Below are 25,775 nucleotides of genomic sequence, written 5' to 3' on the forward strand. Positions count from 1 at the left end.
TAGGGATGTTGTTATGAATGAGTTTGGTCACCCATAATATAACAATTTTAGCTATTAGTACGCTGTTTCTCATTGGATCAATTAGTTTAAATCACTTCAATACTTAGATTCAGCTGCTTGATCCTCTTTTTATCAGGAATTAGTGTAACTACACTTTTTGCTCAATATAAGATTTCGGGGAGGGTTATTGATCGGGATAAAAAGCCTCTTAAGGATGTTCAAATACTCCTTTCTTCCAAAGACTCTATAGTAGCAATGGGTCTGACAAATGAGCAAGGGAATTTTGGCTTAAGCAAGATACCACAGGGTGATTATTTTTTATCAATCAGCTTGTTGGGTTTTTCTGAACAAGAAAACTTCTATCATTTGGACAAGGATATTACAAATTTAGAATTCCTTTTGCTAAAGGATTTGGATCATACTTTGGATGAGGTCGTAGTGACTGCAGAACGCAGAAAACAAACGGCTACCGGAGAAATTTATTACTTGTCTTCTAATGCTAAAAAGAGTGGTGATCCATATAAAGCATTGAGTGAGATACCCCGACTGAGGGTAAACCAAGCTTTGCAATCAGTAAAGTTGGATGATGGTACATCGCCATATGTCCTGATTGATGGAAAATTAGTCAATACAGGTATCACCCCTATTGATCCGCAGGACATTTTATCGGTAGAAATAGTTGATGTAGTAAATGCCAAATACCTACAGAAAGGAATTAAGACCCTTCTTAATATAAAGCTGAAGCCAAAGCGCAATCCATATCAATTTTATCAAGTGGCTGCACGTACAGATATACCTATACGTGAAGGATTTGGTGTTGGATATTTCGAAGTGGGTAACTCTAAAGTCTCACTATATGGACGTGCTTCTTTGAGTGGAACATACAATGATGACTCTCAAATCGAAATGTGGCAAAAGAATACTAACTACTTTAAAAAAGCTTCGGGTACTTCTCGGAATAATAAACAGAGTTTGTTGGGAGAATTGATTTTAAAGTGGAGTCTTTCCGAAAAAGATTATATGGCTGCACAGCTCTATGGTATCACTACGAAACAGAAACAAGAAACATGGGGGAGTGGCTCATTGAAAACAACAAATGACATGAGCTTTTTGTACAGATCTACAAATCAAAATGATAGTTATGTCATTACCGCTGGCCTATACTACAAACATGATTTCTCAAAAGCCTCCAATTTGGAAGTAATGTTTGGATATAACCGAAATGGTAATGACAATAATGGTCAGCGTCAGGAGGAGTATCAAAGTCGAAATTATCTGAATGAATACATCTATGATAATAGCCGTTCTTCTGCTAATTTAGACATCACCTATTCAAAAATATGGGATAATGGTAGTAGTTTGCTGATAGGCAGTAATACTAGAGTCATCCATGATAACATAGAAGAAGAATGAAAATCTGCCAGTTTTCAAACATCGTAGGTGGGATGAATATCTATATGCAGGATATGGTGGAAGAATGGGTGCATGGATGTATATGGTCTCTGGTGGATTAGAATATGTATATCTACAAGCTGCTACAGAAACCAACAATTATATCAGACCACGCCTTTCCTTGTCTACGAATTACCAATTCAATAAGAAAAATAATGTTCGTTTGAGCTACAAACTGACGAATCAGGCACCTACTGAAGGACAACTTAACCCTTACAATACTTCTACCGATCCTCTGGTTATTGTCAAGGGAAACTCTGCCTTGACACCACAGCAACAACACAGTATACAAGGCTCTTATACATTGAAGGTGCATCAATTTACTTTTTCTCCGAATGTTTTATACAACCTATTTACCGATGTCATTGAGCCATATGCATATTTGGAAGATAATATACAAATCAATACATTCAGAAACAGTGGTAAATTCGCTCGTCTTGCATGGGGCACTAATCTCCGCTATAACATGAAAAATAGAAAGGGAAACTGCTATGTGGGAGGAACTCGAAATACAGATTATTTTACGGGTTTTGAGGCTAAGCATAGTTGGTCTGTAAATGCTGGTCTTTGGCTATTTTTGAACAAATGGACATTAGGTGGAGATATTTCATGGAGTGATTATACCTATACTCCATATACTCAGACAAAATATTTATCTCCTATATATGCACAATATCAGGTAAATTACAATATCACTCCTAACCTATATATAGCCATAGCTCTTCAGAACTTTGTCAGAACACTAAGCAACGAAACATTTACTCAAACTGGATCATTTAACTCTTATTACAAGGTTAGGATGACCGATGTTTCTTTTTGCCCTTGGGTACTAATCAGATATACTTTACGTAAGAATAGCAACAAGAAGATCAGACTTGAAAATGTTATCAAAAGTAAAGAGGAAGGAATCAGTTTGTAATCTTCTTTTTTTCTTGCTGGACAAGGAAACCCTTTGCAAATAGGAATCGATCTAAAAAAAGAGAAGCTGCCTCTTTCGGAACTGTTCCGAGAGGCAGCCTCTTGTAGATTCATTTCAATTTCAATAGCAAATGGGTTCTCAGGTTTTTCAGAAGATCTTGAGCTTACCGTCCGCAAAAGTCGTGCAAATCGAATAAACCGCCAAAGGAAAAAATATGTTGTTCAGCAAGTTTGCCCGTATCACATGTCGAAAGCGGTAGTGGAAAGACCAAGAGGACTCTTCCTTACAGACCGAAGCTAACCCCTACCATGACATAGGGAGTAGCCCAACCGGCCGATACTTCTGAGAATAGTGCAAAATCGCGCTGGACAAAGAAGCGTGCTCCGAGATGAATACCGTAGACAAAGCCGGTATCATTGCCGAAATAGCCTCCCAGAGTCTGACCTAAATAGCCATCGACAGCAGAAGCCAGCTGATAATGAAAGTCCAATTTAGTGGCTAAAATGATGGCCGAGAAATCGTGCTCCGTGCCGTAATAACCAAGGCGACCTCCTACGGTAATGGCACCTTTGCCTCTGGCAAGACCGCTGATGATGCCGGTTTCGAGGTCTACAGTGGGCATAAATGCAGCCGATCCGTGATGAGAACCGATACCCATACCGACGTTGAGCGAAACGTCGCCCTTGCGGATAGCACTCTGAGCATTCATGGAGAATATGCCGGCCAAGATGATAGCCAGACTAAAAATTACTTTTTTCATGCTGTTTTCGTTTTTTGACGTTTGATTGTCTCTTCTAATTTTTTGATTTGTTTATCCTGATTTCTGATTGTGGTCAGCAAGGCTTTCAGCTCTTCGTTTTCTATCGTAGAAGGGTAGCGGGCTTCTACGCGAAGCAGGAAGTCGCTGAGCACATTCATATAGTTGTTGAAAGCATCGTAAGGCGTTTCGTACGGGCTGAAGTTGCCGGCGTCTCCGCCACGAGTTTTCATATAGTAGAAGTGGTCGGCACTCTGTAGATAGAGCCAGTCCTGTAGCATACGCTGATCGTCGATCATACGTACACGTTCGCCCCATTGTTCGAGTTTGTCGCGTGCTCCCTGTTGTAGCACATTGCCCAGCCACGTGCCGGTATCTTTTTCTTCCCCCACCCAGCTTATAGGGTAGATGGAGGAGAACTTGGCTACGGGGCTGTAGGACTCTATCAACTCCGATGGCGTGGCGAACTTGACCTGTTCGCTCTTCTCCGCCAATGAAGGGAGTGCACGGAAGAAATCGAAAATACCCGACTCCTGCGGATGGAGCGATCCCAAGACTTCGTAGTTCATGAAGAGATTGAATATCTGCTCCTCTTCGGGAGTCTCTTGGATCCAACGGATCATCTTGTCTGCCGTCAGCGGATATTCGTTCCAGTCGTAGCGGGTGAACATGGCACTGATGGCATTGCTCAGCCTCGGATTGCGGAGCAAGAGAGACAGCTCCGGAGCAGCTCCGGCCTTGTACAGATAGTTCGGACTCTTCCATCCGAGTATGTGCTTGGCTCCTTCCGTGAGCATCCCTTGAAAGCCCATCTCCGCCACTTGGGTGGCAATGTCGTCGGAGAAGATCAACTCTGTATTGCGTAGCACCCGGGGTTTTACGCCGAACAGCTCTTCGATCCGACGGCTGTGGATCATCGTCTGATTGTAAAACTCTTCGGGATCATAGAGCGACGAAAGGGAATGAGCGTAGGTTTCGGCCAGAAATTCTACACAGCCCGTTTCGGCCAAATCCCTGAAGGTGTCCAAAGCTTCCGGCGAATAGGATTCCAGCTGTTCCAAAGCAGTGCCGGAAATAGAAAATGCTACTCGAAATTCGGGATGCTTGGCAATGATTTCCTTCAAAAGCAGATTGGCCGGCAGGTAGCACTTCTGTGTGATCCGTCGCATGATCTCTTCATTGCGGAAGTCATCGTAGTAGTAATGGTCGTTCCCGATGTCGAAAAAACGGTATCGTTTCAGACGAAACGGCTGATGTATTTGGAAGTATAAGCAGATATGTTTCATCGTCCTGTTACTTTATTATATATGTCGCGTACCTTTTGTCCGGCAGTCTCCCACTTGATATTGTTCACCTCTCGCAGGCCTTCGTCGCGCAAGAAAGTATGCAGCTCCGGATAGGCTATGAGTGCGTGCATGGCATCCGCCATGGCATTGATGTCCCAATAGTCCACTTTGATGGCGTAGTTCAGAATCTCGGCACATCCGCTCTGTTTGGAAATAATGGAGGGTACTCCGCACTGCATGGCTTCGAGAGGAGAGATGCCGAAAGGCTCTGATACGGATGGCATCACATAGACATCACTTGCCTTGAATACCTCGTACACCTGTTCGCCTTTCATAAATCCGGTGAAGTGGAAGCGGTCGGCTATCTTGTGTCGGGCTGCCAGCCTGATCATGGCGTCCGTCATGTCGCCGTTTCCGGCCATTACGAAGCGTACGTTAGCTGTCCGTTCGAGCACTTTGGCCGCTGCTTCGACGAAGTATTCGGGGCCTTTCTGCATCGTGATTCGTCCGAGGAAGGTAATTACCTTGTCCTGTACGCCTCGTTTGTCGGGCAAAGCCAGAATGGAGGCAGGCAGAGGCTCCACCGCATTGTGCACCGTGGTCACCTTGTCGGGATGCTGTCCGTACTTTTCGATGACGGTCCGTCTGGTCAGATTGCTGACCGTGATGATATGATCCGCATGGTTCATACCGTCCTTCTCGATGGCAAAGACTTGCGGATTCACATTGCCCCTGCTGCGATCGAAGTCCGTAGCGTGCACATGAACTACGAGCGGCTTCCCTGTAACCGTTTTGGCATGTATACCGGCCGGATAGGTGAGCCAGTCGTGGGAGTGGATCACATCGCACGGGATGGTACGTGCTATCACGCCTGCGACGATGGAGTAGTTATTGATCTCTTCCAGCAGATTGTCCGGATAGCGTCCGGAGAATTCGATACAGCCGAGGGCATCTGTCTTCTTGTAGCTGAAGTCGGCATAAATGTTGCTGCGCAGATCCTCGTATGTCCGGAGATCCATTCGGTTGCCCAAGAGCTGGGTCACCGTTTCGGTGGGGACATTCTTGTACACTATGGGAGTGCAGTTGGTACCTATGAGCCGGAGGAAACTCTTGTCCTCATCTCCCCACGGTTTGGGGATGACGAAAGTAATATCCATGTCGGGCTGCATGGCCATCCCTCTGGTAAGGCCATAGCTGGCTGTCCCCAATCCGCCGAGGATATGTGGGGGAAACTCCCAACCGAACATCAACGCTTTCATCTTTTCCATTTTGTATAATTGTACATATGACGTACACTCAGGTGCATATCGGATTCTGTCCTGTTCAGTAGTTCTTTGGCTCTCAATATCTCTCCTACGCTCATGGCAAAAGAGATGGCTCCGCGCCCCATAAAAGGCGGGTTGCCGTCGAACAACTCCGAGACGGTGCCGATACCGTGCATCTGTAGTTCCTCTTCCATGCCGATAAGCATCCTTTCGAGAAAGGTCACTCCGCTATTCCCGTATAAACGCAGATAGGCTTCGGTGTATTGTCCCAGCAGCCAAGGCCATACCGAACCGTTGTAGTAGGCCAGCTCCCGTTCTTCTTGTTTGCCACGGCAGTAAGGCCGGTAGCCTTCGCTCTTGGGGCTTAGGCTTCGAAGCCCTTTCGGTGTCAGCAGTTCTCTTGTGATGATCTCGAGTACTTGCAGCTGCCGGTCGCGTTGTAGTGGGGAGTAGGGGAGGGATATGGCGAAGAGCATGTTCGGGCGTACGCTCCAGTCCTGAGCTTTGCCGTCCCGAACGTAATCGAAGAGATAGTTGTAGCAATTCAGAAACGTATCGGGGAAGGATCTTTCGATCCGGCTGATGATTTCGCCGATCTCCGGTTTTTCCCCATTGAGTTCTCGTTCGAAGCAGAGGGCATTGTACCAGAGAGCATTCAATTCGACGAGATAGCCCTCACGGGGGATGACGGCTTTGCCATTCAGTTTGGCATCCATCCAACTTAACGGGAAGCCTGTGCCTAAGACGTAGAGAAGCCCGTTTTCACGAATTTGTGCCGTCGGGTGCTGGGCGGACAGATAATAAGATACCACTTCGCTGACGAAGGAGCCGAATCTCTTGGCTGCTTCCAGACCGTTGCGGCGTGCATACTGCTGGATGGCCCAAATGGCCCAAATCCCAACGTCCGGCTCGTGCAGTCCGTGTATGGTGTCGTCATCTTGATGCAGTCGCATGTAGCGTTCCATCGCAGGAATGACGGTATTGACGATGCGTTCGAATCGCTCCGGGGCTTCTACACACAGGGTACAGCCGGGTAGTGCCACGAACAGATCGCGAGCTCGAACGTCGAACCACGGATAGCCGGCCAGAAGGTAGCCATCGTTGGGGGTAGGGCGGTAGTAGAGCTGGTGGGCTGCATTCCTCAAGCAGCTGAAAAAATCTTCGCGAGGGATGCGCTCTCGTACTTCCTTGGCAAATGTCGTTCGGAGGGTATTCGGATTGGCCTCTTCAAGACCGGCAGCAAAGTAGATGGATTCTCCTTTTTTTATGGGAATCTCGAATGTGCCGGGCATGTAAAGATCCTCCGTACACTCGTATCCACGCTCTTTTTCCTTGGGGTATTCGAAGTCTTTGTACCAATATCCCTCCTCGCGGTATTCGGGTTCTTTGCTGAACTGCATGAAGAGATGGGGATAACCCTTGTAGAGGCTGATCCCTATGCCGTTTCGGGCCGGGATATGTCCACGTTCGATCTGCCCGTTTTCGTGGGTGAGGGCTGCCACGCTCCTGAAAGCAAGCAGGGGACGAAAGCGCAGTAGCGTATCGCTATGTGCTTCCATCAGGGTGTACTTGAATATGGTACGATTGATGTAGTGGCAGAATACCTGTTCGCGCTTGAGCACCACTCCTCCCACGCGAAAGATGGTGGCCGGTATTATATCCACATTGTACTCGCGGATATACTTATGACCGTTCGGGCTGATGACTCCGCCCTTGTAGTGATGAACCGCTACGTTGAACTCCGCTCCATGCTGGATAATGGTCAGATCCAGCGACGACAGCAGCACGCGATTCTGATCCCCCAGCTCCGGGATGGGAACGACCAACAGACCATGATATTTACGGGTGTTGCAGCCTACTATCGTAGAGCTGGAATAAGCCCCTTTTCGATTGGTACGGATGTATTCGCGCTGAAGCGATTCGTCCAGATTCGCCATGAGCGTTTTGTCGAATTTGAGGTAACTCATCGTCGTTTTGTTGGCTTCCTCTACGGAGTGTTGTTTATGCTAATATAGCAATTATTTCGCATATCTGCCACTTATTTTAACGTGCTTTTCCGATCCGGATCTTGAGGATCGTATGCGGATTTCCACGGATTGAAAATGATAAATACCTGAAAGACAGATAGCCAACGAACAGGATGATCTTTCCCTACGAACGTGAATGAAAAAGAGGAAGGCATCATCTCGGATTCGTTTGGTTTGCGCGCCAAAATTTTCCTGTTTATAACGCCAAAAAACATGGTGCGAGAACTTTTTCGTTTTGGCGCGGGGAGTAAAAAAATTACGAGCCAAAACGAAAAAATTCTCGCGCCACTTTGTTCGGCAAACACGCGCCGCAATCGGAGCGTTTGCGGCGCGTATTTCGGAAGAAGTGGATTGCGGATATTGCCCCAAAGGGGCGGTGACGAAGGGACTAATCCCTGAGGATCGAATCGGCTTTACTCCGGCCGTTTTATCCTTCGACGGCGAAGTGCCGTTCCAGTTCGGACAGCGTCTGTTCGTTTGTTTGGAGGTCTTTGATGATCTCGCCTTTTTGCAGCACTACGATACGGCTGCTGACTTCGGTCACGTGGTTGAGGTCGTGGCTGGAGATAAGCATGGTGGTACCGTATTGGGCTGCATGTTCGTTGAGCATTTTCTTCAGCCGTATTTGTGACGAGGGGTCGAGTGCCGTAAACGGTTCGTCGAGGATCAATATATCGGGGCGAGAGAGCATGGCAGCGGCTATGCCTATTTTCTTTTGGTTCCCTTTGGAAAAGTCCCGGATGAGTTTGTTCTTGCCCAAAACTTCATCGGCAAAGAGGGGCGACATGTAGTCGAGAAAACGCTCTATCTCCTCCTTGTCGAGGTGATGGAGTTTGCCGATGAAATCGAAGTACTCCTCCGGACGCAGGAAGCCGATGAGGAAGCTTTCGTCGAGGAAAGCTCCTACACGGCCTTTCCAATCGTCACTGCCCGCTACGGGGATGTCGTCGATGGAGATGCTTCCGCTATCGGCTTTGATCAGATCGAGGATGAGGCGGAAGAGAGTGGTCTTGCCGGCACCGTTGTTGCCTACCAAACCGAAGGTTTCGCCGTGGCTTATGGAGAGACGGGGAATATCCAGTACGGTAACTCCGTTGTATTTTTTGCTCAGATCGCTTATTTGTATCATGTCTATTGTAGTGGTCTAAAGATTGTCGTCAAAATTATTTGCGTTCGCGGAAGCTTTCTGCCAAAGCGTGTTTCTGACGAGAGAAAACGCGTGTGCAGAAGCTCAGAAGAGGCTTGTGCACCAGGAGGGCGATCAGACCGATCAGACCGATGGCGATTTCGGCCGTACGTGTATCGGTGAGCCACTTCAGTACAACCAACAAAAACGGGGCGACCATCATCGTCGGCAACGCTATCAGGATATTGACCATCGAAGTGCCTTGCTGGTTCATTATGCTTCCCGACATTACCTCTATGTAGCCTTTATTGAAGCATGCCATTAGCAGGATGAAGATCGTTCCCAAGCCGCTATTCCATAGGAAGAGCGAGATGTGCAGGTAGGCGATCTCCTCTCCCATCAGGAAATAGGGTGTACTCAGGATGAAGCTGGCAGCATTGAGTATCATCAGGATGATATAGTGGCTGCGGATGTAGGTTCGGGAGGTTATGGCTTGCGCCATCAGCCCGTCGAAGAAACCACAGTCCCACCGTATCACGAATTGCTGCTGCATCAGCATCAGGGAGCTGACGATGATATTGGCGATCATCGCATATGCGGTCATCTTGTCTATATTGCTTTCCTTGTAGAAGAGAAGGCCGTACAATATAAACAGGAAGGAAAAAATGAAAGTACTGCGAAGGCGTTTGGAGCGTAGGATGAGCTTGATATGCAGTGCTATCACCTCGCCTATGATACCATGCTGACGGACGAAGTTCAGACTGTGGTACCGCTCCGTGCTGCCGGACTTGGTGCGCTCTTTGGCATAGCGATGCAGTCTGAAATACCGCTGGCTCGCTATATACGTTCCGACCGAAATCAATGCCAAGCAGATCCATACGATATATACCGGAAGGGATGAGACGAAGCGGAACAGATAGTCCGACCAAGGCACGAATCCGGTGATCTCGGCAGCGAGCATGAGGGCTATGGCACCGATGACGATGATATAGAATCGGAGACCATCGCCCAGTATGCGCTTCAGGTATGGAGCCAGGAGCATATTGGTCAGTGTAAGCAGCAGCAGGGTGACGAGAGCTACAGTAAAATCGGTTGCCCCTCCTTCTATTCCCGTCATGATGCTGTAGGGCAGAAAGAGGAAGACGAAGACGTAGTAGTTGATCGGATTGGCCAATGGGCGGAATATAAGATACCGTGCTATGGCTTTGCGCGGTATCGGTAGCTGCCGATAGTAGTTTTCATTTATATAATTGAGCGGTTGCAGGAAAAGGCGGATCACCAGACCGGCAAGCATCAGGAAAGGAATGAGTCCGGTCATGATCTGAACGGCAGTAAGTGCCGGAAAGCCGTCCTTGATCGCTATCGGAAAGATAAGACCGAAAACAAAAAGGCTCACGCCTACGAACAGGAAGTAAATGGCCCAAAATATCGTTATGGCAACGCTCTGTGCCGAGATGGTGGAGCGGATCGTGCGCCGCCATTCGTGTCGGAATAGTTCTCGTTGGTACATTGGTTCTGTATTATATCTTCGCTTCAATGGAAAAACCCCGAAAGTCAGACGATGGGCTTTCGGGGTTTAATTCCACTTTTTCAGTACATATTGCTTGTTAATATCCTTCCTTTTGGGGGGATTATCCTTGGATGGCTGCAATGCCAGGGAGGGTCTTGCCCTCGATGGCTTCGAGCAAAGCTCCTCCACCCGTAGAGACGTAGGATACCTTATCGGCAAGGCCGAATTTGTTTACGCAGGCAACGCTGTCTCCTCCTCCCACGAGCGAGAAGGCTCCATTGGCCGTAGCTTCGACGATGGCTTCGCCAACGGCTTTCGAGCCTATGGAGAAGTTGTCAAATTCGAATACCCCCGTGGGGCCGTTCCAAAGGATCGTTTTGGATTCGAGAATTACTTTGCGGAATTTCTCGATCGACCGGGGGCCTATGTCCATCCCCATCCAGTCGTCGGGTATCTCCATATTGCTGCATACCTGGGTGGCTGCATCGTTGTCGAACCTGTCGGCTACCCGCGTATCGACGGAGAGTATCAGATTGACGCCCTTTTCGGCTGCTTTCTTCACGATGTCGCGAGCCAAATCCAGCTTGTCGTCCTCCACGATGGAGACGCCTATGCGACCGCCTGCCGCTTTGGTGAAGGTATAGGTCATTCCGCCGGTCAGGATCAGGTTGTCCACTTTGTTGAGCAGGTTTTCGATGATTTCTATCTTGGTTGATACCTTGGAGCCTCCCATGATGGCGGTGAACGGCCGCTTGATGTCGTGCAGCACTCTCTCCACGGCTTTTACTTCTTTCTCCATCAGGTAGCCGAACATTTTGTGGTCTCGGTCGAAGTGGTCAGCGATCAGTGCCGTCGAAGCATGCGCCCGATGGGCTGTACCGAAAGCATCGTTCACGTAGCAGTCGGCCATGGAAGCCAGCTTTTGGGTAAACTCTTTCTGAGCAGCCTTGACGGCTTTCTTCGCTGCAGCTTTCTCTTCGTCCGAAGCATCGTCGGAGAGTCCGCGCGGCTTACCTTCCTCTTCGGCATAGAAGCGGAGATTTTCGAGCAGCAGCACTTGGCCGGCTTTGAGCTTGGCCGCCTTGTCCATGGCATCGGCCCCGATGCAGTCGTCGGCGAAGAGGACGTCCACGCCGAGCAGTTCGGATACGTGCGGCAGGATATGCCGGAGGGAGAACTCCGGTGCCACGCCTTTGGGGCGTCCCAGATGAGAGCCGATGATGGCCATGCCACCGTCGGCTATGATCTTGCGGAGGGTGGGAAGGGCTGCGCGGATGCGAGTGTCGTCGGTGATCTTAAAGTTGTCATCGAGGGGAACGTTGAAATCGACGCGCACGAAGGCTTTCTTGCCTGCGAAATTGAATTGTTCTATCGTCATTGTATTGAATGTTTTTGCCCCTGACGGGAGTGGTTCGTTTATTGTGCGGACAAACTTACGAAGTTTATATAGAAGAGCGGTTGCTTTGCCCCTTTAATCCGCCCTCGGAATCCCATCGTTTCGGTATCGATCTCGGACGGAAACGGCGTTATTGGTTCCTGAAGAATTTATATATCTTTGCTCGGTCTCGAGGGTCACCCGATCCCGTCTTGCGGGACGAGCTTCTTGTAGTTGATCGGGGACGATTGGACGAGACTTGCAACAGAGATTTTAGAACAAACTTAATTATTCAGGTAATGAGCAAATTAGATTTGACAAAGTACGGCATCCTCAATGCCACTGAGATTATCCACAACCCATCTTACGAGTTCCTTTTTGAAGAAGAGACCAAAGCCGGTCTCGAAGGCTTTGAGAAAGGACAGCTTACCGAATTGGGAGCAGTCAATGTGATGACCGGTGTCTATACGGGTCGTTCGCCCAAGGATAAGTTCTTCGTCATGGACGATACAACCCGAAACACCATCTGGTGGACGTCGGACGAATACAAGAACGACAACAAGCCCGTGACTCCGGAGGCGTGGAAGAGCATCAAAAAGCTGGCCGTGGAACAGCTCTCCGGCAAACGTCTTTTCGTCGTGGACACGTTCTGCGGTGCCAACGAAAGCTCACGGTTGAAAATCCGCTTTATCATGGAGGTGGCCTGGCAGGCTCACTTCGTCAAGAATATGTTTATCCGCCCCACGGAAGAGGAGCTGGCCAACTACGGCGAACCTGACTTCGTGGTGATGAACGCTTCCAAAGCGAAGGTGGAGAACTACAAGGAGCTGGGACTGAACTCCGAGACGGCCGTTGTATTCAACCTGACCGAGAAGGTGCAGGTGATCCTGAACACATGGTACGGCGGTGAGATGAAGAAAGGTATGTTCTCCTACATGAACTACCTCCTTCCCCTGCGTGGCATGGCCTCCATGCACTGCTCTGCCAATACGAGCATGGACGAGAAGGAGACGGCTATCTTCTTCGGTCTGTCCGGTACGGGCAAGACCACGCTCAGTACGGATCCGAAGCGCAAGCTGATCGGCGACGACGAGCACGGCTGGGACGAGGACGGTATCTTCAACTTCGAAGGCGGATGCTACGCCAAGGTGATCAACCTGAGTAAGGAGAACGAGCCGGACATCTACAATGCCATCCGCCGCGATGCGCTGCTGGAGAACGTGACCGTGGATGCCGCCGGTAAGATCGACTTCGACGACAAGTCCGTGACGGAGAATACCCGCGTCTCTTATCCGATCTACCATATCGACAACATCGTGAAGCCCGTGTCCAAAGCCGGCCATGCCAAGAAGGTGATCTTCCTCTCGGCCGATGCTTTCGGCGTGTTGCCTCCCGTTTCCATCCTGACTCCGGAGCAGACCAAGTACTACTTCCTCTCGGGCTTTACCGCCAAGCTGGCCGGTACCGAGCGCGGCATCACGGAGCCTACGCCTACGTTCTCCGCTTGCTTCGGAGCGGCTTTCCTCTCGCTCCATCCTACGAAGTATGCCGAGGAGCTGGTGAAGAAAATGGAGATGGTGGGAGCTACGGCTTACCTCGTCAATACGGGTTGGAACGGTACGGGCAAGCGTATCTCCATCAAGGATACGCGCGGTATCATCGATGCCATCCTGGACGGCTCCATAGACAAGGCTCCGACCAAGGCTATTCCTTTCTTCGACTTCAAGGTGCCGACGGCTCTGCCCGGTGTGGATCCGAATATCCTCGATCCGCGCGACACCTATGCCGATGCCACCGAGTGGACGACGAAAGCAAAGGATCTGGCCGAGCGTTTCACCAAGAACTTCGTCAAGTTCACGGGCAACGATGCCGGCAAGGCTCTCGTAGCAGCAGGGCCTAAGCTCTAAGCTTTCCGAAAAAGAAAGAGAAAAAAGAGAAAGGGGGGCTGTGTCATTCGCGACACAGTCCCTCTTTCATTCTCTTCTTTTTGTAATTGTAGAGCTTCTCTCAAAATCTAATATTAGATTTTACCGAATCTAATATTAGTTTCAGCCAAAACTAATATTAGTTTGGGCATGCTGAATAATAAGTCTTGTCGGCTTGTCTTGGTGAGATGATTTGTATATACTTAGCTGTGGATTGTCTATATTTGGAAGGTTCTAAAAAACAGACTGTAAAATGAATCAGATCAGCCTTCCGCAACGATCCGCCTTTGCCTCCTGCCTCAATGGTAAGGACGTGGATCTCTACCATTTGACCAATGGAAAAGGAATAGACGCTTATATTACCAACTACGGTGCCCGAATCGTTTCTCTCATCGTGCCGGACAAAGACGGCAATCGGGTGGACGTCGTCTTGGGGCACGACTCCCTACAGGAATACATCGACTCGGAGGAGCAGTACTTCGGTGCCGTCTGCGGCAGGTACGCCAACCGGATTGCCCGCGGTTCTTTCTCCATAGACGGCAGATGCTACAGCCTGCCGATCAACAATGGGCCGAACTCCCTGCATGGCGGCATCAGCGGATTTAATACGAAGGTGTGGGAGGTGAAATCCGCCGGCCCCTCTTCGCTTGTGCTGGAATACGTGTCGGCAGATGGAGAGGAGGGGTATCCGGGCGAGCTGGTCGTTCGGATCATTTACAGCGTCACGGATGAAGGCGCATTGCACATAGACTATCGCGCTACGGCGGATGCTCCTACGGTTCTGAATCTGACCAATCACTCCTATTTCAATCTCTCAGGTGCAGGCGATCCCTCCGTACATGATCATACCCTCATGATACAAGCCCGGCATTATCTCCCCACAGACGATACGGCCATTCCCTACGGCGAACCGGCCGAGGTAGAGGGGACGCCGTTCGATTTCCTCATGCCTCACGGCATAGGGGATCGGATCGACAGTGCGATGGATCAGCTCATTTGGGCAAAGGGATACGATCATACCTTTATCGTGGACAAGCCCTTGGGGGCATATGGCTTCTGCTGCCGTTGCGTATCGCCCAAGACCGGAATCGTATTGGATGTCTCTTCCTCCGAACCGGGTATGCAGGTGTACACGGGCAACTGGATGAGCGGAAAGCTGAAGGGGAAGTCCGACCGGCGTTATCCGGCTCGTTCGGCCGTTTGTTTCGAGACGCAGCACTATCCCGATTCACCGAACAAACCGAATTATCCTACGACTCTCTTGCGCCCGGGCGAAGTGTTCGAATCCCGGACGGCGTTCCGATTCGGTACCGTCGAATGATCTTCTCACAAGGATTTTATACCAACCCAAACATAAACAAGCAGAAATTATGGAATTAGACTTCGTAAGGAGTAGATTCATCAAGCACTTTGACGGATCTACGGGTCAGATCTTCACCTCTCCGGGGCGCATCAATCTGATCGGCGAACACACGGACTACAACGGAGGTTTCGTCTTCCCCGGTGCTATAGACAAGGGCGTCATGGCCGAAGTAAAGCCGAATGGATCGGACAAGGTAAGGGCATATTCGATCGACCTCAAGGACTATGTGGAGTTCGGGTTCGGGCCGGACGATGCTCCCCGTGCCACTTGGGCCAAGTATATCTATGGCGTCTGTCGCGAGATGATAGCCCGAGGCGTGGAGGTAAAGGGATTCAATACGGCCTTCTCCGGGGATATTCCGCTCGGAGCCGGCATGTCCTCTTCGGCAGCCTTGGAAAGCACCTATGCTTTTGCCCTGAACGAACTCTTCGGCAACGGTATGATCGACAAATTCGAATTAGCCAAGGTCGGTCAGGCTACGGAGCATAAGTATGTGGGTGTGAAGTGCGGCATCATGGATCAGTTTGCCAGCCTTTTCGGGAAGAAAGACCATCTCATCCGTTTGGATTGCAAGACGCTCGAACATAAATATTTTCCATTCCATCCCCAAGGGTACAGGCTGGTGCTTTTGGATTCGGTCGTAAAGCATGAACTTGCTTCCTCAGCGTATAATAAACGGAGAGAGTCCTGCGAAAATGTGGTCAAGGAGATTAAGAAAAAACATCCCGAAGTGGAGTTCCTGCGAGATGCTTCGATGAGTATGTTGGAAGAGGTGAAGGGCGAAGTCTCCGCCGAGGATTATATGCGTGCCGAGTACGTCGTCGAAGAAGTGCAGCGAGTGCTCGATGTGTGCGATGCACTGGAGCGCGACGACTACGAAACCGTAGGACAGAAAATGTACGAAACGCATGATGGTATGAGTCGTCTCTATGAGGTGAGCTGCGAAGAGCTCGACTTCCTCAACGGCATAGCCCGGGATTGTGGCGTGACCGGTTCGCGCGTTATGGGTGGCGGATTTGGAGGTTGTACGATCAACCTCGTGAAGAAAGAACTCTACGATCTCTTCATCGAGAATGCCAAGAAGAGATTCAAGGAGCGATTCGGCCGCGAACCCAAGGTGTACAATGTGGTTATCGGTGATGGCTCTCGCAGGTTAGACTGACCGAGAACGCCGTTTCGTCAGCAGCGATAGCTGCAAAAGAAAAGAGGATATGCCGGCACCGAAGTGCATGGGGCATATCCTCTTTCCCTTTCTGCTTCCATCCCGAACGTAAGAGATAGTGGGGTAGCGGAGGATTACTTTTTCCTGATGAGCTTGAAGATCTGTTCTTCTCCTTCGGTGACTAACTTCATCGTTTCGTCCATCCAGCTGATGGCTGCTTTCTCTCTATCTTCTCCGCCACCGTCCCGTCTGGTGATGATGATAACCTCATCGTTGCCGTTGCATTCGTAGTAGATTTCCTCTTTCGATTCCGCCGGTTTTGTTCCCATTCCTTCTATTCGGATGGTGAGCATGGCTTTGTTCCCTTCGTTGAATGCCAGCTCCATATAGGCTTTGAAAGAAGGGCTGACGTTGTCTGCCGACAGATTGATTTCTTCGGGAGAAAGGTGCCTCCTCCAGCACGTCCCAACGAGCGATTTCGTAGAGTTTTCCGCTGCCCCGACAAGGAAGGTCAGCATACCGATAAGAAAGATTCCCAGGGTTTTCACTGTTCGATTCATGGATTTTTCGTTTGTTGATGATCTCTTTGTTCCAACAGGAAAACGGGCTTAGCAGGAGTTTTATTATCTGAGATCGATGACTTCTACGTTGGGGTAGTCTTTTTTGGCAAGTCGGAACAGTTCGGAAGATGCTTTTGTCGGACTGATACCGGTGATTTTTGTCACGATCCTTGTCCCATCTTCCAGAATAATCATGGCACCGGTCGGGCGTGAGCCTTGGGTGCTGACCTGTAGCTCGATTCGTTTGATCCCGTTAGCCGTTTTGGGCGTGAGGCCGATTACGTTCCCCCCTTTCGTCGGAGGCAGCATGGCTGTGCGATAGCCGGCTTCGGATCGGGTGAGGATGATCAGTGGGTTGATCATAGCCAATTCCGCATTCGTCGGGTGGGAGATGTTGAGCGTATTCTCGGATGCATCGTAGTAAGAGAGCGTTTTTTGGCCATCGAATACGGCTGTGATAGAGCCGAAGCCGAGACGAAATTGATTGCCTTTGATGATGAGGCTACCGGAAGAGAGGGGTGATGAACCCATGTCATTGGGAGCTATGGTCTCTGCCTGAAAGTCGATTCGCGTCCCATCGGGGTTGGCAAGGTGCTTGGCTGCTGCTTGGAGTTCGCCCTGAGCCGAGCGTTGAGCTAAGGCCATAGCAGGAATGAAAAGAAGCAGAAAGAGGATCCGGAACATCCGGATCCGGTGCAAGGATGTCTTCATTATTTCTTTCGGATTATCGGAGTGTTTCGAACAAGCGTTCCAGACTCATTTCATCTTGGATCAATACCTGCCTCGGTTTGCTACCGTCCTGCGGCGAAACGATACCGGCACCTTCCAGTTGGTCCATCAATCGCCCTGCACGGTTGTAGCCGATATTGAACTTTCTCTGGATATTAGAGGTGGATCCCTGTTGTGAGTTTACCACCATGCGGGCTACTTCTTCAAAGAGAGGATCTTTCTCCTGCGGATTGAAGGCCTTCAGTCCTCCCTCTTCGCCTTCGGGCACATACTCCGGCAGCTCATAAGCCGAAGTGTAACTTTCCTGAAGCGAAATGTGGTGGGTGACGGCCTCGCACTCCGGCGTATCGAGGAAAGCGCATTGCAGACGTACCGTGTCTTTTCCCTGATAGAAAAGCATATCTCCACGGCCGACGAGCTGATTGGCTCCCGGTTGGTCCAGAATGGTTCGGGAGTCGATCATGGAGAATACTTTGAAGGCGATACGGGCAGGAAAGTTCGCTTTGATAATACCGGTGATAATGTCCGTGGAGGGTCGCTGGGTGGCTACCACCATGTGAATACCTGCGGCACGTGCTTTCTGGGCGATGCGGGTGATCGGACGCTCTACCTCTTTGCCCGATGTCATGATCAGATCGGCAAACTCATCGACGATCAGTACGATATAGGGCAGAAATTTATGACCGTGCAAGCGGCTGAGCTTGCCACTGATAATCTGATCGTTGTATTCCTTGATGTTCCTCACTCGTGCTTCCGTCAGCATGCGGTAGCGATTGTCCATTTCGATGCAGAGAGAGTTCAGAGTGGGTACCACCTTGGTCATATCCGTCACGATGGCTCTGTCCTCGTCGGGGAGCTTGGCCAAATAGTGACGCTCGATAGCTTCGTAGACAGCGAACTCCAGCATCTTCGGGTCTACGAGCACGAACTTCAGTTCGGCCGGATGCTTCTTGTACAGGAGAGAGGTGATCATGGCGTTCAGACCCACGGATTTCCCCTGTCCCGTAGCACCTGCTATCAGGAGGTGAGGCATCTTGCAAAGGTCGAAGATGAACACTTCATTCGTGATCGTCTTGCCGAGTGCCACGGGCAGATCCATGTCGGACTCTTGGTATTTCTTGGAAGTCAAGACCGAGTACATGCTTACGGTCTGTGGCTTTCGGTTGGGCACTTCTATACCGATCGTCCCTTTGCCCGGCATCGGCGCGATGATACGGATACCTCCTACAGCTTTGAGACTCATGGCGATGTCGTCCTCCAGGTTGCGAATGCGACTGATTTTGATACCCGAATCCGGTGCAACCTCATAGAGCGTCACCGTAGGGCCTACTGTAGCCTTGATCGGTGTCACATGAATCTTGAAGCTGTCCAGCGTGGCGATGATTCGCTTTTGGTTCTCTTCTATCTCGTTCATGTCGATCGGAGGTTGCTGCAGGTCGTACTGGGTAAGCAGATCGACAGGAGGGAATTTGTATGAAGCCAAGTCCATTCTGGGATCCGTTTTGGTTTCCGCCAGCAGAGCTTCGTCCGCCTTTTCTTCCTCTTGAGCCAGTTCGACAGTCATTGACCCCACCTGTATGGACTGCGAAGAATCATTCTCCTCTTCTTTCTTATGAGCCGGAATGTAATCATCCAGTTCATCGGCATTTTCACTTCCGGGGCTGTCTTCGTATTCCGAATTGTTGAGATAGCCGGAGAGATTCTCGCTTTCGCCCCTGTCGTAGCCATTGCCGAACTGCTCGTCCCCGGACTCGTCATGATTGTTTTTCTTCTCCCTCTTCGGCAGTTTGGGGATAGAGATCCAGCTTAGTCCCAGCAAACGGCGGAAGAAACCCATACATTCACTGCGTACCACTACCGCTATGATGACGGCAAGGACGAGCAGAACTATGATCAGGCCGGCCTTACCTATATTGCGTTCGAGAAACAGTGTCCATTCCTGACCGTGCATACCTCCCCAGCGAAGAAAACCTTCGAGACCTGAAACTTTGTATATGAATGCGGCTGCAAGGCTCGTCCAGAAGGTCATCACACCGCAGAATATCAGTCGTTTTACGATCGATACGCGCTTGACAACGCCCATGAGCTTCAGCGACAACGAAAAAACGTAGAAAAGGAGGAAGAGCGTTCCGAATCCGAATAGCCCGTTCATCAGCCATTCCGCCCATACTGCACCACGGATACCGCACAGGTTGGCCACAGGGGCGCGACCGAGGAGGATGTCGCTGACAGGCGCATCCCGTACCACGCTCTGATCCACTCCCCCATGTACGAAGAACGAACCTATGGCTATAGCCGTATAGAGTGCGATGGCCAGCAGTATGGCTCCGAAGACGAAGCCGACCTTGTCGCGGCTGAAAGTATCCCGTATGGGGGTGATGAATATGCGGCGTAGAAAGTTGCCCTCTTTCCTTCTATTTGCGGAGGATGTATTTCGTCCGGAGCTTCTGCTCCCTTTGCGTTGTTTTGTAGCCATCTGAAAAAACTCTGCTCTCCTCGTAAAGGGGAATTGTTGTTTACGGGTTTTGTTTGCTTTGAATCCTGACAAAAGTACGAATTTTTGTGCCCTATCCATTTCACTTTTCAGTTAAGTTTTGAGTCCCTTTTTAGATGAATGGAAGCAATCCCAGATCTCTTCTCTCTATTTCATGAACGGGAAAACTGCCACTCTTCTTTGTCCGTGCTCTCCTGTTTCTGGAACCAAAAACGACCGAATTGCGGTTCGTGGATTTTGAAAAACACGTCTGAGAAGTTTTTCGTTCCGGCGCGACTTTTTTTCAATTCCCGAGCCAAACCGAAAATTTTCTCGCGCCACGTTTTTTGCAACGTCATTTGTCTGATTTTACGAACCACATGAGATCTTAGAAAGTCGCGAGAGGGAAGCGAAAAAGACTGTTTGCCGCCTATACCGTATTCTTCGCTTCTGCCTGCGTGTCGTCTGCTTGGATGTAGGGTATATCGCATCGGGGAAGTTCCTTTCCCCTCGGCATCGAAACAGCAGGGTGTAGAAGTCGGCTTTTGTTCCTATTTTTGTGATTATGGTCGAGATTTATATCTGATACAGAATTGTAAGAGGCATATCCGTGAATTGCCGCTTTTCATGTAGTTGGGCTTTCCTGTACGTCTCATAATATTGTGTGCCGGTGCAAGAACCTGAGAGAAGTGACTACGGTTGTACTCTTACAAGGTGCGTCGGTTTGAATAAGGATAAGACCATACGAACCGAAGTGCAATAGAACAACAGATACAATACAAAATAAGAAGAATAAGAAATGAATAGAATTTGCGAATTGTTGGGCATCGAGCATCCGATCATATCGGGGGGCATGGTATGGTGTAGTGGTTGGAGACTGGCTTCTGCTGTGAGCAACTGCGGTGGTTTGGGACTTATTGGTGCCGGATCCATGCATCCGGACAATCTGGAACACCACATCCGTTCCTGCAAAGCTGCTACTAACAAGCCATTCGGCGTGAACGTACCTCTTCTCTATCCCGAGATGGACAAGATCATGGAGATCATCATGAGGGAGCATGTGCCCGTAGTGGTAACGTCAGCCGGCAGTCCGAAGGTATGGACACCCAAGCTGAAAGCTGCCGGTAGCAAGGTGATACATGTAGTGAGCAGTGCCACATTCGCTCGCAAATCGGAGGCTGCCGGTGTAGATGCCATCGTAGCCGAAGGATTCGAAGCCGGCGGACATAATGGACGGGAGGAGACTACGACCCTCTGCCTGATACCCGAAGTGGTGGATGCTGTGAGCATTCCTGTGGTTGCTGCCGGAGGGATTGCTTCCGGCCGTGCAGTTGCCGCTGCTTTGGCCTTGGGTGCCGATGCCGTACAGGTGGGCACGCGTTTTGCTCTGAGCGAAGAAAGCTCGGCGCACGAAGACTTCAAAGCCTATTGCCGCCAGTCTGTGGAGGGAGATACGATGCTTTCGCTCAAGGCTGTATCGCCTACGCGGCTGCTGAAGAACAAATTCTATCAGGATGTATTCGCTGCCGAGCAGCGTGGTGCTTCCGTGGAAGAGCTACGCGAGCTACTCGGTCGTGGTCGTGCCAAGCAGGGTATCTTCGAAGGCGACCTGCACGAGGGCGAATTGGAGATAGGCCAAGCAGCATCGCAGATACGTCATGCGGAGACAGTGGCCGAGATCATGGCTGATCTGGTGGATGGATACAAGCGATCGTTGGCCGGTATGCCTGCTGTGATATGAGCCTGAATCTATCGGGAAACTACCGCCGGAAAGTCTGTCCCCGTTGTGGGAGAGGCTTTCTATGCGGTCATGATCTTCCCGATATGCGATGCGACTGTAGGACGGTACAACTGCAATCGCATCACTTCGAATTCCTCCGACGACATTATCACGACTGCCTGTGCCTGACCTGCCTGAAGGAAATAGCAAGTGCATCCGCAGAGCAAATACTCCGAATGCGCCCGTGAGGAAACTTCCTGTATGAGGAGGCCTCAAAAAAAGAACCGATTATCACTTTAATAACAACAGTTACGATTACTATGGCAACTCCAGATTTTAAGTATCAGAAGCCCTTCCCTATGGGGGACGATACGACAGAGTATTATTTGCTGACGAAGGAGTATGTGTCCGTGGACAAGTTTGGCGATCATGATGTCCTGAGAGTGGAGCCGGAAGCTCTGCGATTACTTGCGCGGACGGCTTTTCATGACATTGCTTTCTATTTGCGACCGGAGCATCAGCAGCAGGTGGCTCGGATCCTATCCGATCCGGAAGCCAGCGAAAATGACAAATTCGTGGCTCTGACTTTCCTGCGCAATTCGGAAGTTTCGGCCAAAGGACAGCTCCCGTTCTGTCAGGATACGGGCACGGCTATCATCCTCGGCAAGAAGGGACAGCAGGTCTGGACGGGCGGTCATGACGAAGAACAGCTCTCGCATGGTGTCTATGATACCTATACACAGGAGAACCTGCGCTATTCGCAGAATGCTCCCTTGGACATGTATAAGGAAGTGAATACGGGGTGCAACCTGCCGGCACAGATCGACCTGATGGCCGTGGACGGCATGGAGTACGACTTTCTCTGCATAGCCAAAGGAGGAGGGTCGGCCAATAAGACGTATCTCTATCAGGAAACGAAAGCACTGCTCAACCCCAAGACGCTGGTGAACTTCCTCGTGGAGAAGATGAGTTCTTTGGGTACGGCTGCCTGTCCTCCGTATCACATCGCATTCGTGATAGGCGGAACTTCGGCCGAAGCGAACCTCAAGACCGTTAAGCTGGCTTCGGCCAAGTACTACGACAATCTGCCGACTTCGGGCAACGAAGGCGGGCGTGCTTTCCGCGACATCGAGCTGGAGAAGGAGGTGCTGGAGGCTTCGCATCGCTTGGGCTTGGGTGCTCAGTTTGGCGGTAAGTACTTCGCTCACGATGTGCGCATCATCCGCCTGCCCCGACATGGAGCGAGCTGTCCCGTAGGTATGGGTGTCAGTTGTTCGGCAGACCGTAATATCAAAGCAAAGATCAATAAAGACGGTATCTGGATCGAAAAGATGGAGACCAATCCTGCGCGACTCATCCCTGAATCCATGCGTGAGGGTACAGAGGGCACGGTAGTCAAGGTGGATCTGAATCGTCCGATGCCTGAGATTCTGAAAGAGCTGTCGCAGTATCCCGTTTCCACCCGTTTGTCCCTTAGTGGTACGATCATCGTCGGACGTGATATTGCTCACGCCAAACTGAAAGAGCGTATCGACCGTGGCGAGGGTTTGCCCGACTATGTCAAGAATCATCCCATCTATTATGCCGGTCCGGCCAAGACGCCGAAGGGGATGCCGAGCGGTTCGTTCGGGCCTACGACGGCAGGCCGTATGGATAGCTATGTGGATCTTTTCCAATCGCACGGGGGCAGTATGGTGATGATAGCCAAAGGCAACCGCTCTCAGCAAGTGACGGATGCATGTAAGAAGTACGGCGGATTCTACCTCGGCAGCGTCGGCGGCCCTGCAGCCATTCTGGCTCAGGACAGCATCAAGAAAGTGAAGTGTCTGGAATATCCCGAGCTGGGAATGGAGGCTATCTGGAAGATCGAAGTGGAGGACTTCCCTGCCTTTATTCTGGTAGACGACAAGGGCAATGATTTCTTTACTCAGATAAGGGAGAAGTGTAAGGGTTGTGCTCTGCATTGATCCCCGCAGAGTTTCTGACTAAAAGCATTGTGGAGGCTATGTCGCGAGAGTTCACTCTCCGGTATAGCCTCTGCTGCTTCTTTTTAGTTTACCTTTGTTTCCTAAGCAAACAGGCTCGGCTCATGGAAACGAAATATATCGTATCTGCACTCAAATATCGCCCCGATTCTTTTGCCTCGATGGTCGGTCAGGAGGCATTGTCCGCTACACTCAAAAGCTCCATCGTACAGCAAAAAACCGCTCATGCCTATCTCTTTTGTGGCCCGCGTGGGGTGGGAAAAACCTCTTGTGCACGCATCTTTGCCCGTGCCATCAACTGTCTGGAGCGGTTGCCCGATGGAGAAGCTTGCGGACGATGCGAATCCTGCAAGGCTTTCGATGAGCAGCGATCCATGAATATATATGAACTGGATGCCGCTTCGAACAATTCGGTAGATGATATTCGTCTCTTGATAGAGCAGGCCAATGTGCCGCCACAGATCGGAAAATACAAGATCTACATTATCGACGAGGTGCACATGCTCTCGCAGCAAGCTTTCAATGCTTTCCTGAAGACTCTCGAAGAACCGCCTTCTTATGTCATCTTTATATTGGCGACCACAGAGAAGCACAAGATTCTGCCCACTATTCTCTCGCGTTGTCAGATATTCGACTTCAAACGAATACCACCAGCCCGAATAGAGCAACATTTGCGGTATGTGGCGGACAGCGAGGGGATAAAAGCCGAAGCCGAAGCTTTGGCAATAATAGCGACAAAAGCCGATGGAGGAATGCGCGATGCTCTTTCGCTCTTCGACCGCATTGCCCGTTTCTCGGAAGGCAATATTACCTATGCCAATACGATAGAGAATCTGAATATCCTCGACTACGATTATTATTTCCGTCTGACGGATTTCTTTCTGCAGGGGGATTACCGATCCGTATTGATCGTGCTGGACGAATTGTTGGCCAAGGGTTTTGATGGACAGGTGATCGTGAGCGGATTGGCTTCTTTCTTCCGCGATTTGATGATGGCTCAGGATGCTTCTACTCTGCCGCTGTTGGAGCAGTCCGAAGTAGTCATACAGCGATATGTGGATATGGCAGCACGTTGCCCCACTTCTTTCTTGTACCAATCGCTCAAGATACTGAATGCCTGTGACCAGCAGTATCGCCAGAGCAATGGCAAACGCCTGCTGTTGGAGTTGTCGCTGATGAATATCGCAGCTTTATTCAGCAAGGGGCTGACTGCTCAGCCCGCAACCCATGCGACGCAGCAGGCGAATCCTGTGGCGAGCGGATCAGTACCTCCTCAGCCGGCTCCGGCCAAAGTGCAGCCATCCCCTGCTCCTTCTCAACCTTCTGATCCGCCCACACCAAGTGTCGATGCGCAGCAACTGCAACCTGAAACTTCCGCTCCGACCATCACCGAAGACAAGCCTGTGCAGACTAAAGTGGTACCTCCAACGCGCCCGATGGCAACACCTATTGTAGGATCCGAAGGTCGGTTTACATTGAGAGGAATCCGCAGTAAGCAGGAACAACTCCAAAATGACAAGCAGGAGATTCGGACAGAAATGACCGAATCATTCGATGAAGAGCAGCTGCAACTCGCTTGGATCGAATTTGCCGAAACAAAGCTCTCGGAAGAGATCCATCTGAAGAAAACGATGGCTAATTGCCTTCCTAAGCTCCGACCCGGAACCTCCGCTTTCGACGTGGAAGTACTCAATAGCAATCAAGAAGAGGAGATCAATAACGTTTCGTCTCGTTTGCTGAGTTTCCTTGCGGATAAGTTGCATAATACGACCATACAAATGAGTGTCCGCGTATCCGAAGCTACGTCTCTGAACCGTGTGCCTGTCTCTTTGGACGAAAAGATCGAACGCCTTAATCAGGAGAATCCTCTTTTTGATGAGCTTCGGACTCGTCTCGGTCTTAGTCTGGTATAGCCTTTCGTCCATTTTATAAAGAGACGTAAGTTCTCTCAAAGAGGATGAAATAGGACGGGCGATTATACCTTCCTCTCGGAGCTTCCATAGCTTCTTTCAAAAACTACTAGTAAATTTCGCTGAAACTACTAGTAGATTCTTCCAAAACTACTAGTAGTTTTGCTCGAAACCACTAGTAGTTTTGACATGCGTTAAAAGAGCATGACGTGTACTGAAAAAAGTTGACAG

Annotated in this window: 22 protein-coding genes; 10 read left to right on the top strand and 12 right to left on the bottom strand. The window is 50.1% G+C overall.

From position 1 onward, the window contains the following. Nucleotides 1-117: 117 nt before the first annotated feature. A complete protein-coding gene (locus HQ50_RS10410) occupies nucleotides 118-1,413 on the top strand; it encodes a carboxypeptidase-like regulatory domain-containing protein (protein WP_161780810.1) in 1,296 nt (431 codons plus the stop codon). Nucleotides 1,414-1,417: 4 nt separating this feature from the next. Next, a complete protein-coding gene (locus tag HQ50_RS10415; RefSeq protein ID WP_255327699.1) occupies nucleotides 1,418-2,371 on the top strand; it encodes an outer membrane beta-barrel protein in 954 nt (317 codons plus the stop codon). Between the two features lie 283 nt (nucleotides 2,372-2,654). Here HQ50_RS10415 and HQ50_RS09540 read toward each other — a convergent pair whose 3' ends face one another. The 8 genes from HQ50_RS09540 to pgk form a co-directional block, all read right to left on the bottom strand. After that, nucleotides 2,655-3,131 (bottom strand): hypothetical protein, encoded by a 477-nt coding sequence (locus HQ50_RS09540; protein ID WP_039430088.1) that lies wholly within the window; start codon nucleotides 3,129-3,131, stop codon nucleotides 2,655-2,657. Then, the gene (locus tag HQ50_RS09545) at nucleotides 3,128-4,414 is read right to left on the bottom strand and encodes a glycoside hydrolase family 57 protein (RefSeq protein ID WP_018965710.1); all 1,287 of its coding nucleotides are present in this window, start codon (nucleotides 4,412-4,414) and stop codon (nucleotides 3,128-3,130) included. Before HQ50_RS09545 ends, HQ50_RS09540 begins: the two co-directional genes overlap by 4 nt. Beyond that, the gene (locus HQ50_RS09550) at nucleotides 4,411-5,673 is read right to left on the bottom strand and encodes a glycosyltransferase (protein WP_039430148.1); all 1,263 of its coding nucleotides are present in this window, start codon (nucleotides 5,671-5,673) and stop codon (nucleotides 4,411-4,413) included. The genes HQ50_RS09545 and HQ50_RS09550 overlap by 4 nt, the downstream gene beginning before the upstream one ends. Beyond that, on the bottom strand, nucleotides 5,670-7,646 hold the full coding sequence (locus HQ50_RS09555) for a glycogen debranching enzyme N-terminal domain-containing protein (RefSeq protein WP_039430090.1): 1,977 nt from the start codon (nucleotides 7,644-7,646) through the stop codon (nucleotides 5,670-5,672). Before HQ50_RS09555 ends, HQ50_RS09550 begins: the two co-directional genes overlap by 4 nt. Nucleotides 7,647-7,697: 51 nt before the next feature. Continuing rightward, nucleotides 7,698-7,973, bottom strand: coding sequence for a DUF1661 domain-containing protein (locus HQ50_RS12270; protein WP_235317988.1), 276 nt, complete (start codon nucleotides 7,971-7,973; stop codon nucleotides 7,698-7,700). Nucleotides 7,974-8,133: 160 nt separating this feature from the next. Continuing rightward, nucleotides 8,134-8,835, bottom strand: a complete 702-nt coding sequence (locus tag HQ50_RS09560) for an ABC transporter ATP-binding protein (protein ID WP_039430092.1) — start codon at nucleotides 8,833-8,835, stop codon at nucleotides 8,134-8,136. A gap of 34 nt (nucleotides 8,836-8,869) precedes the next feature. After that, nucleotides 8,870-10,342, bottom strand: coding sequence for a DUF5687 family protein (locus HQ50_RS09565; RefSeq protein ID WP_018965705.1), 1,473 nt, complete (start codon nucleotides 10,340-10,342; stop codon nucleotides 8,870-8,872). A 121-nt stretch (nucleotides 10,343-10,463) separates the two neighbouring features. After that, nucleotides 10,464-11,720, bottom strand: coding sequence for a phosphoglycerate kinase (gene pgk / locus HQ50_RS09570; RefSeq protein WP_018965704.1), 1,257 nt, complete (start codon nucleotides 11,718-11,720; stop codon nucleotides 10,464-10,466). A gap of 296 nt (nucleotides 11,721-12,016) precedes the next feature. Between pgk and pckA the strand changes: the two genes are divergently transcribed. The 3 genes from pckA (at nucleotide 12,017) to galK (ending at nucleotide 16,167) form a co-directional block, all read left to right on the top strand. Further along, nucleotides 12,017-13,624, top strand: coding sequence for a phosphoenolpyruvate carboxykinase (ATP) (gene pckA, locus HQ50_RS09575; protein WP_039430095.1), 1,608 nt, complete (start codon nucleotides 12,017-12,019; stop codon nucleotides 13,622-13,624). Nucleotides 13,625-13,895: 271 nt separating this feature from the next. Continuing rightward, entirely contained in the window at nucleotides 13,896-14,963 is a 1,068-nt protein-coding gene (locus HQ50_RS09580; RefSeq protein WP_039430099.1) for an aldose epimerase family protein, read from the top strand. A gap of 49 nt (nucleotides 14,964-15,012) precedes the next feature. Continuing rightward, nucleotides 15,013-16,167 carry a galactokinase gene (gene galK, locus HQ50_RS09585; protein ID WP_039430101.1) on the top strand — a complete coding sequence of 385 codons (1,155 nt, stop codon included), beginning with the start codon at nucleotides 15,013-15,015 and terminating at the stop codon, nucleotides 16,165-16,167. Between the two features lie 134 nt (nucleotides 16,168-16,301). Here galK and HQ50_RS09590 read toward each other — a convergent pair whose 3' ends face one another. The 4 genes from HQ50_RS09590 to HQ50_RS11740 form a co-directional block, all read right to left on the bottom strand. Continuing rightward, nucleotides 16,302-16,727, bottom strand: coding sequence for a hypothetical protein (locus tag HQ50_RS09590; RefSeq protein ID WP_026292311.1), 426 nt, complete (start codon nucleotides 16,725-16,727; stop codon nucleotides 16,302-16,304). Between the two features lie 63 nt (nucleotides 16,728-16,790). Further along, a complete protein-coding gene (locus HQ50_RS09595) occupies nucleotides 16,791-17,438 on the bottom strand; it encodes a LolA-like putative outer membrane lipoprotein chaperone (RefSeq protein ID WP_039430104.1) in 648 nt (215 codons plus the stop codon). Between the two features lie 13 nt (nucleotides 17,439-17,451). Then, a complete protein-coding gene (locus HQ50_RS09600; RefSeq protein WP_039430106.1) occupies nucleotides 17,452-19,932 on the bottom strand; it encodes a DNA translocase FtsK in 2,481 nt (826 codons plus the stop codon). 170 nt (nucleotides 19,933-20,102) lie between these two features. Beyond that, nucleotides 20,103-20,237, bottom strand: coding sequence for a DUF1661 domain-containing protein (locus tag HQ50_RS11740; protein ID WP_369684603.1), 135 nt, complete (start codon nucleotides 20,235-20,237; stop codon nucleotides 20,103-20,105). Between HQ50_RS11740 and HQ50_RS12710 the strand changes: the two genes are divergently transcribed. The 5 genes from HQ50_RS12710 (at nucleotide 20,188) to HQ50_RS09620 (ending at nucleotide 25,547) form a co-directional block, all read left to right on the top strand. Further along, entirely contained in the window at nucleotides 20,188-20,313 is a 126-nt protein-coding gene (locus tag HQ50_RS12710) for a DUF1661 domain-containing protein (RefSeq protein WP_369684604.1), read from the top strand. The two genes, HQ50_RS11740 and HQ50_RS12710, sit on opposite strands and share 50 nt — an antisense overlap. 415 nt (nucleotides 20,314-20,728) lie before the next feature. After that, nucleotides 20,729-21,670, top strand: coding sequence for a nitronate monooxygenase family protein (locus HQ50_RS09610; RefSeq protein WP_039430112.1), 942 nt, complete (start codon nucleotides 20,729-20,731; stop codon nucleotides 21,668-21,670). Nucleotides 21,671-21,753: 83 nt separating this feature from the next. After that, nucleotides 21,754-21,897, top strand: coding sequence for a cysteine-rich CWC family protein (locus HQ50_RS12715; protein WP_369794188.1), 144 nt, complete (start codon nucleotides 21,754-21,756; stop codon nucleotides 21,895-21,897). Nucleotides 21,898-21,969: 72 nt separating this feature from the next. Next, the gene (locus tag HQ50_RS09615) at nucleotides 21,970-23,616 is read left to right on the top strand and encodes a fumarate hydratase (RefSeq protein WP_039430116.1); all 1,647 of its coding nucleotides are present in this window, start codon (nucleotides 21,970-21,972) and stop codon (nucleotides 23,614-23,616) included. Between the two features lie 122 nt (nucleotides 23,617-23,738). Further along, nucleotides 23,739-25,547, top strand: coding sequence for a DNA polymerase III subunit gamma/tau (locus HQ50_RS09620; RefSeq protein WP_039430118.1), 1,809 nt, complete (start codon nucleotides 23,739-23,741; stop codon nucleotides 25,545-25,547). The last annotated feature ends 228 nt before the right edge of the window (nucleotides 25,548-25,775 follow it).

This window comes from Porphyromonas sp. COT-052 OH4946 (assembly GCF_000765965.1).
Classification (GTDB): Bacteria; Bacteroidota; Bacteroidia; order Bacteroidales; family Porphyromonadaceae; genus Porphyromonas; species Porphyromonas gulae.